General features: G+C 70.5%; 8 protein-coding genes and 1 tRNA gene. 6 read left to right on the forward strand and 3 right to left on the reverse strand.

The features are described from left to right. Positions 1-288: 288 nt before the first annotated feature. The 5 genes from kdpA to AC1DUE_RS13665 are packed head-to-tail and all read left to right on the forward strand — an operon-like array spanning position 289 to position 7922. On the forward strand, positions 289-1953 hold the full coding sequence (gene kdpA, locus AC1DUE_RS13645; RefSeq protein ID WP_477039975.1) for a potassium-transporting ATPase subunit KdpA: 1665 nt from the start codon (positions 289-291) through the stop codon (positions 1951-1953). Beyond that, on the forward strand, positions 1950-4061 hold the full coding sequence (kdpB, locus tag AC1DUE_RS13650; protein WP_477039976.1) for a potassium-transporting ATPase subunit KdpB: 2112 nt from the start codon (positions 1950-1952) through the stop codon (positions 4059-4061). Before kdpA ends, kdpB begins: the two co-directional genes overlap by 4 nt. Beyond that, positions 4061-4705 carry a potassium-transporting ATPase subunit KdpC gene (gene kdpC, locus AC1DUE_RS13655; RefSeq protein WP_477039977.1) on the forward strand — a complete coding sequence of 215 codons (645 nt, stop codon included), beginning with the start codon at positions 4061-4063 and terminating at the stop codon, positions 4703-4705. Before kdpB ends, kdpC begins: the two co-directional genes overlap by 1 nt. Next, positions 4702-7236 (forward strand): DUF4118 domain-containing protein, encoded by a 2535-nt coding sequence (locus AC1DUE_RS13660; RefSeq protein WP_477039978.1) that lies wholly within the window; start codon positions 4702-4704, stop codon positions 7234-7236. Before kdpC ends, AC1DUE_RS13660 begins: the two co-directional genes overlap by 4 nt. Next, positions 7236-7922: a response regulator gene (locus AC1DUE_RS13665; protein ID WP_477039979.1), complete on the forward strand. Its 687-nt coding sequence runs from the start codon at positions 7236-7238 to the stop codon at positions 7920-7922. The genes AC1DUE_RS13660 and AC1DUE_RS13665 overlap by 1 nt, the downstream gene beginning before the upstream one ends. A gap of 18 nt (positions 7923-7940) precedes the next feature. Here the strand turns inward: AC1DUE_RS13665 and AC1DUE_RS13670 are convergent, their stop codons facing one another. The 3 genes from AC1DUE_RS13670 to AC1DUE_RS13680 form a co-directional block, all read right to left on the reverse strand. Continuing rightward, positions 7941-9899, reverse strand: a complete 1959-nt coding sequence (locus tag AC1DUE_RS13670; RefSeq protein ID WP_477039980.1) for a potassium transporter Kup — start codon at positions 9897-9899, stop codon at positions 7941-7943. A gap of 115 nt (positions 9900-10014) precedes the next feature. Continuing rightward, a tRNA-Arg gene (locus AC1DUE_RS13675) sits at positions 10015-10090 on the reverse strand. 76 nt (positions 10091-10166) lie between these two features. Then, positions 10167-10823 (reverse strand): FadR/GntR family transcriptional regulator, encoded by a 657-nt coding sequence (locus tag AC1DUE_RS13680; RefSeq protein ID WP_477039981.1) that lies wholly within the window; start codon positions 10821-10823, stop codon positions 10167-10169. Between the two features lie 93 nt (positions 10824-10916). Here AC1DUE_RS13680 and AC1DUE_RS13685 point away from each other — a divergent pair, with 93 nt between their 5' ends. Continuing rightward, positions 10917-12209: an MFS transporter gene (locus AC1DUE_RS13685; RefSeq protein WP_477039982.1), complete on the forward strand. Its 1293-nt coding sequence runs from the start codon at positions 10917-10919 to the stop codon at positions 12207-12209. Positions 12210-12230 lie beyond the last annotated feature (21 nt).

The raw sequence follows: 12230 nt of genomic DNA on the forward strand, positions 1-12230 counted from the left end.
TCAAGGCCACGGCCAACGCCGCCGGCAGAGGCGTAGACCTGCGGATGCGACCCCGGTGCGGGTCGTCGGGTGGCGCCCCGMGGGCGCCCCCGCCCGCCGTCGAAGGTGCAGTGAGACACATGGCCGATGTGGCCTTCCTCGCGCTGACCGTGGTGTTCTTCGCCGCCGTCGCGCTCCTCGCCCGTCGGGCAGATCGCTCATGAGCGGGCTCGACATCACCGGCCTCGTGCTCGCCGGCGCCCTGCTCGTCTACCTCGTGGTCCAGCTGCTCCGTTCGGACAAGGTCCGATGAGCGCGACGTGGACCGCGATCGGGCAGATCGGGATCGTGGTTGTCGTCCTGGCCGCAACGCACCGGCCGCTCGGTGACTACATCTTCCACACGCTGACGTCGACGAAGCATCTCGCCGTCGAGCGCGCGGGTTATCGGATCATGCGGGTCGACCCCGACGCCGAGCAGCGATGGAGCACGTACCTGCTCTCGCTGCTCGGGTTCTCGCTGGCGTCGGTACTCGTGCTGTTCGGGCTCGGCCGGCTGCAGGACAAGCTCCCGCTCGACATCGGAATGTCGCCGCTCGATCCTGCGGGCGCATGGAACACGGCCGTCTCCTTCGTGACGAACACGAACTGGCAGTGGTATTCGGGCGAGGCGACCGCAGGTCACCTCTTCCAGATGGCTGGCCTCGCCGTGCAGAACTTCCTGTCCGCCGCCGTCGCTCTGGCGGTCGTCGCAGCGCTGGCGCGCGGGTTCGCGCGGTCGGGAACCGATGGCAGGGTGGGCAACTTCTGGGCCGACCTCGTCCGAGTGACCGTCCGCGTCCTGCTGCCGCTCGCCTTCGTCGCAGCGATCGTCCTGGTGGCCGCCGGTGCGATCCAGAACCTCAACGCGCACACCGAGATCACGACTCTGGCCGGTGGCACGCAGTCGGTGCTGGGGGGCCCGGTCGCGTCTCAGGAGGCCATCAAGGAGCTCGGCACCAACGGTGGTGGGTTCTTCAACGCCAACTCGGCGCACCCGTTCGAGAACCCGACGCCGTGGACCAATGCGCTCGAGGTCGTGCTGCTGCTGCTCATCCCGTTCAGCCTGCCCCGTACGTTCGGGCGGATGGTCGGCGACCGCCGGCAGGGCTGGGCGATCCTCGCGGCGATGTCGACCTTGTGGATCGCAGCGGTCGGGTTCCTGACGTGGGCCGAGATGGCCGGGCCGGGCCTGGTGCCGGCGGCCGCCGGTGGCGCGATGGAAGGCAAGGAGGTCCGGTTCGGCGAGGCCGCGTCGGCCCTGTTCGCTGCGTCGACGACGATGACCTCGACCGGCGCCGTCAACTCGATGCATGACTCGCTCACCGCGCAGGGTGGTGGCGTCGCGCTCCTCAACATGCTTCTCGGTGAGGTGTCGCCGGGCGGCGTCGGCAGTGGCCTGTACGGGATGGTCGTGCTGATCATCGTCGCCGTGTTCCTCGCCGGGCTCATGGTCGGGCGAACACCCGAGTACCTCGGGAAGAAGATCGGTCGACAGGAGATCACGCTCGTCGCCCTGTACATCCTCACGATGCCTGCGGTCGTCCTTATCGGTTCCGCGATCGCCATCTCCACACCGTCCGGTCTTGCCGGTCAGCTGCAGGGGGGGCCGCACGGGTTGTCCGAGATCGTCTACGCGTTCGCCTCCGCAGGGAACAACAACGGGTCCGCCTTTGCCGGCCTGACGGTCAACACGACGTTCTACAACACGCTGCTGGGTCTCGCGATGTTGGTCGGACGGTTCGTGCCGATCGCACTCGTCCTGGCCATGGCAGGCCGGTTCGCCAGCCAGCGAAAGGTTCCTGAGGGCGCCGGCACGCTACCGACGCACACCCCGCTGTTCGTCGGCCTCCTGGTCACGGTGACCCTCGTCGTGGTCGGCCTGACGTTTGTCCCCGTCCTTTCTCTCGGTCCCGTCGTGGAGTCCCTGTCATGAGCACACCCCTTCTCGAGAAGCCCCCGGTCAAGCCCCACACGGTCGACGCGGCACCGTCCGCGCTGTCCCCGCGGCAGCTCCTCGCCGCGGTACCCGGCGCCCTGCGTGGCCTCGATCCGCGCCGGCTCTGGGACTCGCCCGTGATGTTCGTGGTCGAGGTCGGCGCCGCCTTCACCACCGTTCTGGCCTCGATCGAGCCGAGCATCTTCGCCTGGTCGATCGCCGCCTGGCTATGGCTCACGGTGGTCTTCGCGACCCTGGCCGAGTCCGTGGCCGAAGGACGCGGCAAGGCCCAGGCAGCCAGCCTTCGAGCGACGCAGCGTGAGACGACCGCCCGCAAGGTGGTCGGCGCGCCCGACGTCGCCAACCCGGAAACGACACAGGTCGCGTCCTCGACGCTCAAGGTGGGCGACGTGGTCGTGGTCGTGGCAGGGGAGACCATCCCCGGTGACGGCGACGTGATCGAGGGCGTTGCCAGTGTCGACGAGTCGGCCATCACGGGCGAGTCCGCGCCCGTGATCCGCGAGTCAGGCGGCGACAGGTCGGCCGTGACCGGCGGCACCGTCGTCCTGTCCGACCGGATCGTCGTGCGGATCACGGCGCCCGCGGGGCACACGTTCGTCGACCGGATGATCGCGCTGGTCGAGGGTTCGGAGCGGCAGAAGACGCCCAACGAGGTGGCCCTCAACGTGCTGCTCACCACGCTGACCATCATCTTCCTGCTCGCCGTCGTGACGTTGCAGCCGTTCGCCATCTACTCGGGCGCCCAGCAGAAGCTGATCGTGCTCGTCGCACTGCTGGTCTGCCTGATCCCGACGACCATCGGCGCGCTGCTCTCGGCGATCGGGATCGCGGGCATGGACCGCCTGGTGCGTCGCAACGTGCTCGCCATGTCGGGCCGCGCGGTCGAGGCAGCCGGTGATGTCGACGTGCTCCTGCTCGACAAGACCGGCACGATCACGCTCGGCAACAGGCAGGCCGCGGACCTGCTGCCCGCCGCGGGGATACCAGCCCAGGACCTCGCGGACGCCGCGCAGCTGTCCTCGATGGCCGACGAGACCCCGGAGGGCCGGTCGGTCCTCGTGCTCGTCAAGGAGCGGTTCGGGCTGCGCGAACGCCCTGAGGGTGACCTGGTGGGGGCCGAGCTCGTGCCGTTCGCGGCGCGCACACGGATGAGTGGGGTGGACCTTCCGTCCCATGCCGATCGTCCTGCCCGGGTCGTCCGCAAGGGTGCCGCTGCGGCGGTGACGCACTGGGTGAGGACGACCGGCGGGCATGCGGGTGCCGACGTGGCCGCGACCGTCGACGCGATCTCCGCGTCCGGCGGGACGCCGCTGGTCGTCGCCGAGCAGCTCGGAGACGCGCCGGCGCGGGTCCTCGGGGTCATCCACCTCAAGGACGTGGTCAAGGAGGGCATGCGCGAGCGGTTCGACGCGCTGCGGGCCATGGGAATCCGGACGGTCATGGTCACGGGCGACAACCCGCTCACCGCCAAGGCCATCGGACTCGAGGCCGGCGTGGACGACGTCCTTGCCGAAGCCACTCCCGAGGACAAGCTCGCGCTCATCCGCAAGGAGCAGGAGGGCGGGCGGCTCGTCGCCATGTGCGGTGACGGGACGAACGACGCCCCGGCCTTGGCTCAAGCGGACGTCGGGGTCGCGATGAACACCGGCACGACCGCGGCGAAGGAGGCCGGCAACATGGTCGACCTCGACTCGAACCCGACCAAGCTGCTCGAGATCGTCGAGATCGGCAAGCAGCTGCTCATCACGCGCGGGGCCCTGACGACCTTCTCCGTGGCCAACGACGTCGCCAAGTACTTCGCGATCCTGCCGGCCATGTTCGTCATCGCGTTCCCGCAGCTGCACGTGCTCAACGTCATGCACCTGACCAGCCCGGAGACGGCGATCCTTTCGGCCGTCATCTTCAATGCGCTGATCATCGTCGCTCTCCTGCCGCTCGCCCTGCGCGGGGTCCGCTACCGGCCCTCGTCGGCGTCGGCCCTGCTGCGACGCAACCTGCTGGTGTACGGCGTCGGCGGCGTGATCGCGCCGTTCGTCGGGATCAAGCTCATCGACCTGATCGTCACTGCCCTAGGGATGTCCTGATGACTACCACCCCCCGCCCGCACTACTCCACGGGCTCCGACACCGTCTCGTTCGTCCGGCAGACCTGGGCCGGCCTTCGGGTGCTCCTCGTGCTCACCGTGGTGCTCGGGTTCGCCTATCCCCTCGCCGTCATGGGCGTCGCGCAGGTCGCCCTCCGGTGGCAGTCCCACGGCTCGCTCGTCAGCTCCTCCGGCGAGCGGGTGACCGACCCTACGGACGCCGTCGGATCTCTGCTGATCGGGCAGGTGTTCGACGGACCGCAGTGGTTCCACCCGCGGCCCTCCGCGGCCGGTGACGGGTACGACACCCTCGCCTCGGCGGGATCCAATCTCGGTCCGCTGAACGAAGACCTGCTCTCGACCGTGCAGGAGCGCCGCTCCTCCGTGGCAGCCGAGGAGGGCGTCGACCCGGCCGACGTGCCCGTCGACGCGGTGACGGCATCCGCCTCGGGTCTCGACCCCGACATCTCCCCGGCCTACGCGGCCCTGCAGGTCGCGCGGGTAGCGAAGGAGCGCGGACTCTCGCAGGACCAGGTGCAGGCCCTGGTCGAGGACACCACGGTCGGTCGTGATCTCGGCGTCCTCGGCGAGCCGCGGGTCAACGTCCTGCGCCTGAACCTCGCCCTCCAGGAGCTGGGCGCATGATCCGGCCCGACGMGGGCGGCGGCCCCGGCGCCGGCCGCCCTCGTCGGGGTCGGCTCACCGTCTACCTCGGCGCAGCCCCCGGCGTCGGCAAGACCTACGCCATGCTGGACGAGGCCCATCGTCGTCTCGCGCGGGGCACGGACGTCGTGGTCGGGCTCGTGGAGGACCACGGTCGAGCAGCCACCGCGGCGCAGCTGGAGGGCCTGGAGGTCCTGCCGCGTCGAGCGCTGACCTACCGGGACACCGAGTTCACCGAGCTCGACGTGGACGCCGTCCTGGAACGGGCGCCGCAGGTGGTGATGATCGACGAGCTCGCACACACCAACGTGCCGGGCAGCCGTCACGCCAAGCGCTGGCAGGACGTCCACGACGTCCTCGACGCGGGTATCGATGTGGTCACCACCGTGAACGTGCAGCACCTGGAGTCGCTGAACGACGACGTCGAGGCGATCACGGGGGTCAAGCAGCGCGAGACGGTGCCGGACCACGTCGTGCGCGACGCGGACCAGATCCAGCTGGTCGACCTCTCGCCGGAAGCCCTGCGCCGTCGGCTCGCGCACGGCAACGTCTACCGGCCCGAGCAGATCGATGCCTCGCTCAGCCAGTACTTCCGGGTCGGCAACCTGACCGCCCTGCGCGAGCTGGCACTGCTGTGGCTCGCCGACCGAGTCGACGACGCCCTCACGACCTACCGGCGCGAGCACCGGATCGAGTCGCCCTGGCCCGCTCGCGAGCGCGTGGTCGTGGCCGTCACCGGCGGACCGGAGGGGGACACGTTGCTGCGACGCGGCGCACGGATCGCCCAGCGGGCGGCCGGCTCTGAGCTCCTCGCCGTGCACGTGCTCGCGACCGACGGCCTGCCGAGCGCACCGCCAGCGCGGATCGCCGAGCAGCGCCGGCTCGTCGAGTCGCTCGGGGGCACGTTCCACACGGTCGTGGGTGAGGACGTCCCGAGCGCTGTCGTGGACTTCGCCCGCGGTGTGAACGCCTCGATGATCGTGGTGGGTGTGTCCCGGCGCAGCCGCTGGCGAGAAGCCGTCCGAGAGAGCAACGGCACCGAGATCGCCCGGCTCGCCGGCATGGTCGACGTCCACCTGGTGACCCACGAACGCGCCCGCGCCGGCACCCGCCGGACGGGACGGGGATCGGCGTTGTCCGGCCCGCGCCGGACTGCCGGCTGGGTGGTCGCTCTGCTCGGCCCCGTCCTGCTGACTGTTCTGCTGAGCACGATGCGCGAGCTCGTGAGCCTGCCCACCGAGCTCATGCTCTTCTTGGCGCTCACAGTCCTGGTTGCCCTCATCGGCGGACTCTGGCCGGCCATCGTCAGCGCGATCGTCGGCTTCCTGCTGCTCAACTGGTTCTTCACCATGCCCACCGGGAGGCTGACCATCGCCGAGCCCGAGAACGCGCTCGCGCTGGGGGTGTTCGTGCTCGTGGCGGCCGGGGTCGCCTCGGTGGTGGACCTCGCTGCGCGGCGCACGACCGAGGCGTTCCGCGCCCGGGCTGAGGCGTCCGCCCTCGCCACCATCTCCCGGTCGGTGCTCTCCGGCGAGGACACTGCGGCTGCCTTGGTCGCACGGCTGCGCGAGACCTTCACGCTGGAGGCGGTCTCGCTGCTCTCGAGGAACGGGAACGGCTGGGACGTCCTGGCGACGGACGGCGTCGATCCGGCCATCGATCCGGAGACGGCCCAGGTTGTCCTGGCCGTGGACGACGACCGGGTGCTCGCGCTGACCGGTCGCGTACTTCCGGCCAGCGACCGCCGGGTGCTCGAGGCGTTCGCTTCTCAGGTCGGGCTCGTGCTGGAGCAGGAGCGACTGCGGGCCCAGGCGGAGCAGGCGCGCATCCTCGGCGAGGCCGACGCCACCCGCACCGCTCTGCTGGCCGCCGTGTCGCACGACCTGCGCACGCCGCTGGCGACCATCAGAGCGTCGGTCGACGGGCTGACGTCGGCTGATCTGGACCTCGACGACGCCGACCGCGCGGAACTCGTGGGGACACTCGAGGAGTCCACCGCGCGGCTGGAGCGCCTCATCGACAACCTGCTCGACCTGTCCCGGTTGCAGACCGGTAGCGTCCGACCCGTGCTGCGGGCGACGAGCCTCGACGAGATCGTGCCCTTCGCGATCGAGGGCTACCCGCCGGGCGCCGTCGTCCTCGACGTGCCGGACGACCTCCCGCTCGTGCACACCGACCCGGGCCTCCTCGAGCGCGTCGTGGCCAACCTCGTGTCCAACGCGGTCCGGCACGCCAGAGCGGGCAGCCCCGTGGTGGTGGGATCGGCCGTCGTCGGCAACGGCGTCGTCGTGCGGGTTGTCGACGACGGCCCTGGCGTGCCCGACGACGTCAAGGAGCACATGTTCGACGCGTTCCAGCGGCTGGGGGACACCACCGGGAACGGCCTGGGTCTGGGGCTCGCGGTCGCCGACGGGCTCGCGACCGCCGTCGGAGCTGAGCTGAGCGTCGAGGACACCCCGGGCGGTGGACTCACGATGCTGGTCACCGTTCCCCTCGCAGAGACGGCAGCCTGATGGCGGGCAACAAGATCCTCGTGGTCGACGACGAACCCGGCCTGGCGCACGCGCTGTCGATCACGCTGCGCGCTGGAGGCTGGGAGGTCACGACCGCGGGAGACGGAGCATCGGCGATCTCAGCCGCGGCGTCGCACGCTCCCGACGTGGTGCTGCTCGACCTCGGGCTCCCTGACATGAGCGGGCTGGACGTCATCACGGCGATCCGCGGCTGGAGCCACATGCCGATCGTGGTCCTGTCGGCCCGCCAGCACGGGGAGGACAAGGTCGACGCCCTCGACGCCGGGGCAGACGACTACGTGACCAAGCCGTTCGCCATGAACGAGCTGCTCGCTCGGCTCCGGGCAGCGGTCCGACGGGCGTCCGTCCCGTCCGAGACCGACGACGCCGTCGTCGTGGCCGGAGCCTTGACCGTGGACCTCGCCCGCCGGCGCGTGCTCCGGGACGGGTCCGAAGTGCGGCTGAGTCCCACCGAGTGGTCCATGCTCGAGGTTCTGGTCCGCAACCGCGGGCGACTCGTGGGTCGCGTGCAGCTGCTCCAGGAGGTCTGGGGGCCGGGCTATTCCGACGAGACCCACTACCTGCGTGTGTACTCCGCCCTGCTCCGCCGCAAGCTCGAGGACGACCCGGCGCACCCCCGCCACATCATCACCACGCCCGGGGTGGGATACATCTTCGAGACGTGATGGCCGGACGTCGCTGGGCTACAGGTCGACGTTGGCGCCCATGATCACGGTCCGATCCGGTGGCAGGTGGAAGACCTCGGTGCGGCTCGCGGCGTTGTTCGCCATCCAGACGAACAGTCGCTCGCGCCAGTTCTTGCGGTGCGGAGCTGCGGCGGCGTGCACGGCGAGGAGCGAGAGGTAGTAGTGGGCTTCGTCGACGTCCAGCGTGAGCTCGGGGCTCTCGCCGATGGCCAGCCCCAGGCCGCGTGGGATGTCCTGGCTGTCGTTGAACCCGACGTGTACGCAGACGTGCACGATGCCGTCGTCGGCGTAGCCGAGGTCGTCGACGACGACCCGGTCGACGTGCCGGATGTGCGGGACGTTCTCGTTGATGATCTGCACGATGACGACGTGCTCGTGCAGCACCTGGTTGAACGCGACGTGCGAGCGCAGTGCCAGCGGGGTCGTCAGCTTGTTCGGATGGGGGAAGACCGCCAGGCCGGGCACGCGCGGGACGCCCGTCTCCCGGACCATCGCGACGAAGTCGTCGAGGGGCCCTTCGAGCTCGGCGCGCCGGGCGAAGAGTCTCTCGGCGCCGGACCGCCACGTGGTCATGAGGGTCACGACGATGGCGGCGATGAGAAGTGGGAGCCAGCCGCCGCTGACGATCTTGGTGAGGTTGGCCGCAAAGAAGACGAGCTCCAGGCCGACGATGACGACGCCGTACGCAGCGACCTTCCACGGCGCCCAGCGCCAGATGCGCTTCGCGAGCAGCAGGAACAGCAGGCTGGTGAGCAGCAGCGTCCCGGTGACGGCCAGACCGTAGGCGGTGGCCAGCCGGCTCGAGCTGCGGAACACCGCGATGAGGACGAGCACACCGAAGAACAGGATCCAGTTGACCGCCGGCACATAGATCTGACCGCCCTCGTGCCGCGACGTCTGACGCACCGAGAGCCGGGGGAGCAACCCGAGCCGCACGGCCTGACGCGAGACCGAGAAGGCACCCGAGATCACGGCCTGCGACGCGATGACCGTCGCGAGCGTCGCCAGGGCCACGAGGGGGAGTGTCGCCCAGGTAGGTGCGAGGTGGAAGAACGGGTTCTCGACCGTCGCGGGATCGTCCAGGATCATCGCGCCCTGCCCGAGGTAGTTCAGGGTCAGCGCCGGAAAGACGACGGCGTACCAGCCCAGCCGGATCGGGGCCGGCCCGAAGTGGCCCATGTCGGCGTACAGCGCCTCGGCACCGGTGATAGTCAGCACGACGGCACCCATCGCGATGAACGCCGTCGCCGGGTGTTCGACGACGAAGGCGACGGCGTAGGTGGGCGACAGCGCCCGCAGGATCGCCGGGTTCGCGGCGATGTGCGGAACGCCCAACGCGGCCAGGACGACGAACCACAGTGCCATGACCGGTCCGAACGCCCGCCCGACCACCGTGGTGCCATATCGCTGGACGACGAAGAGCACGGTGAGGACCGCCACGGACGCTGGCAGCACGAGCCGCTCGAACGACGGGTCGGCCACCACGACCCCCTCGATGGACGACATGACCGAGATCGCCGGGGTGATCACGCTGTCGCCGTAGAACAAGGCCGCGCCGAAGATCCCGAGCATCGTGGCGATCGCGAGCCGACGTCTGTCCGCGAGCTTCTGGCGCAGCAGCGCGACGAGCGCGAGGATGCCGCCCTCGCCGTCGTTGTCGGCCCGCATGACGAGCGCGACGTAGTTCACCGACACCACGACCGCGATGGACCAGAACACCATCGAGATCACGCCGTACACGTCGACAGCCGTCGGCAGGACGCTGTTGTGCTCGATGCTGAAGACCGTCTGCAGCGCGTACAGCGGGCTCGTGCCGATGTCCCCGAAGACCACGCCCAAAGCTCCGAGCGCCAGCAAGGACCGGGTGCCGTGCCGGGTGTGGCGGGTCTCGCGGACGTCCGCGTGGTCGGCGGCCTGCTGTCGCGCGCCGCCTAGGGATGCCTGCTTGCGTGTCACTCCGGAATGGTGGCACGCCGCGGGAGCAAGATCGCCAGTCGACAGGCACGCTGCTGGGCGACCGCTCGTCGGGGCCGGCCACCGCGACACGGTCACGACGTTCCTGCAGTTCAGATGGTGCCCGCGAAAGGACTCGAACCTTCGACCTTCTGCTCCGGAGGCAGACGCTCTATCCACTGAGCTACGCGGGCCGGGCACACGTCCGTAGACGATGCGGTGCCCGACACTACCAGCCGACGCCCGGCCGGTCCGAACGCGAATCAGGGGTCAGCGCGTCTCGCCCAGCAGGGCCGACAGGTACCGCGTCGTCTCGTCGGCGGCCCGCTCGTGGTCGCCCGCGACGATCGCCTCGACGAGCGCGTCGTGCGAGTCGTGGCCGTGGGTGTCCGTGACGAAGTTGAAGCGGATGTTCTCGCCGATCGCGGCCAGCAGGTTCTCGTAGAGCTCGGTCAGCACCGGGTTGGCGCCTGCCCGCACGATCTCGCGGTGCAGGGCGAGGTCGGTGGCGACCATCGCGTCCAGGTCGCCGGCCTTGTAGGCCGCCGAGCGCTCGTCACGACGGTCCGAGAGGGCGGTCGCCTCGTCGGACGTGCGCCGACGGGCCGCGAGCCGCGCGGCCTCCACCTCGAGGGCGCGGCGGACCTCGACGACGTCGCGCTGGCGGGCGTCGGCGATCTGGCGGCCCATGGTCACGGCCAGCTCGGAGCGCGAGAGCACGTAGGTGCCCGAGCCCTGGCGGCGTTCGAGCAGGCCGGCGTGCACGAGCGACTGCACGGCCTCGCGGACGGTGTTGCGGCCCACGCCGAGCAGGTCGGCGAGCGCGGGCTCCGGCGGGATGCGCGCGCCGACCGGCCATTCCTGCGTGGTGATCCGCATCCGGAGCTCGTCGACCGCGGTGTCGATCAGTCCGGTCCGTCGTGGCATCCGGTTAGGCTCCGTGTCCAGGCATGCGGTGCAGTCAACACCGGCAGGTCCGGCTCGCGCCAGACCTGCAAGGGATGATCTGCTGACCGCCGCGTGCTCGGATCAGGAGTGCTCGAGGTGTCGTCGTCCGTGCCCGCGACCGGGCGATCCGTCGCACCATGGCACGGGCGTCTCGTCGTCCTGGCGGCGATCGTCCTGGTCGGTCTCAACCTTCGGCTCGCCGTCGCGGCGGTGTCCCCGATCTTCAGCTCGCTGCGCGAGACGTTCCCGGTCTCGACGACGCAGGTCGGCCTGCTGGGCACCATCCCGGTCGCGTCCTTCGCGCTCTTCGGCGCCCTCGCCGCGCCGATCGGGCGCAAGCTCGGGCTCGAACCGGCGATCATCCTCGCGATGGCGTTCGCGGTCGTCGGCCAGCTGCTGCGGGCCGTCGCGCCGAACATGCCGGTGTTCCTCGGCTGGTCCGTGCTGGCGCTCGGCGGGATGGGCATGGCCAACGTGCTGCTGCCGCCGCTGGTGAAGCGGTACTTCCCCGACCGCATCGGCGCGGTGACCGCGAGCTACTCCGTCGCTCTGACCGTGAGCACGGCGGTGCCGCCGCTCGTGGCGCTGCCGGTCGCGCTCGCCGCGGGCTGGCGGTTCTCGGTGGGGATGTGGGCCGTGGTGGGCGTCGCGGCGATCGTGCCGTGGCTCGTCGTCGTGACCCGGTCCATGGCCGCGCGCTCGCACCTGCGGGAGATCTTGCGACGAGCTCCGAGAGCAGACCGTCCAGCCCTCCTGGTCCGCTCCGGCGCCGCCGAGTCGAGGCTGGTCTGGCGCTCGCGGCTCGGCTGGGCGCTGGTGCTGACGTTCTTCGCCAACACGACGGGCACCTACGTGATGTTCGCGTGGCTGCCGCAGATCCTCGAGGACGCCGGGCTGGGCAGCGAGGTGGGCGGACGCTGGCTCGCCGTCTTCGCGATCCTGGGCCTGCCCGCCGCGCTGTTCGCCCCGATCCTGACGGCCCGGATGCGCAACCCCTACCCGTTGGTGGTGCTGTTCGTCAGCTGCTGGATCGTCGGCTACCTCGGACTGTGGCTCTCGCCGGCTCAGGGGACCGCGGTCTGGATGATCCTGTGCGGAATCGGCCCGGGCGCCTTCCCGGTGCAGCTCGCGCTCATCGGGCTGCGGACCCGGACTCCCGCGATCGCGTCCGCGCTGTCGGGGATGGTGCAGGGGCTCGGCTACGCGCTGGCCATCGCCGGGCCGGTCGGGATCGGGCTGCTGCACGAGGCGACCGACTCCTGGACCGCGCCGTTCATCGTGCTGCTCAGCCTGCTGGTGCTGCTGCTCGTCGCGGCCTGGTTCGCCTGCCGCCCGACGATGCTGGGCGACGAGCCGGCGGCATAAGGCGTTCCCGGGCGTCGGTAC

The organism is Cellulomonas sp. P4_A2, from assembly GCF_056402515.1.

Coding starts and splice junctions, on each gene's coding strand:
- kdpA (WP_477039975.1), top strand. CDS start 289: ATGAGCGCGACGTGGACCGCGATCGGGCAGATCGGGATCGTGGTTGTC.
- kdpB (WP_477039976.1), top strand. CDS start 1,950: ATGAGCACACCCCTTCTCGAGAAGCCCCCGGTCAAGCCCCACACGGTC.
- kdpC (WP_477039977.1), top strand. CDS start 4,061: ATGACTACCACCCCCCGCCCGCACTACTCCACGGGCTCCGACACCGTC.
- AC1DUE_RS13665 (WP_477039979.1), top strand. CDS start 7,236: ATGGCGGGCAACAAGATCCTCGTGGTCGACGACGAACCCGGCCTGGCG.
- AC1DUE_RS13680 (WP_477039981.1), bottom strand. CDS start 10,823: ATGCCACGACGGACCGGACTGATCGACACCGCGGTCGACGAGCTCCGG.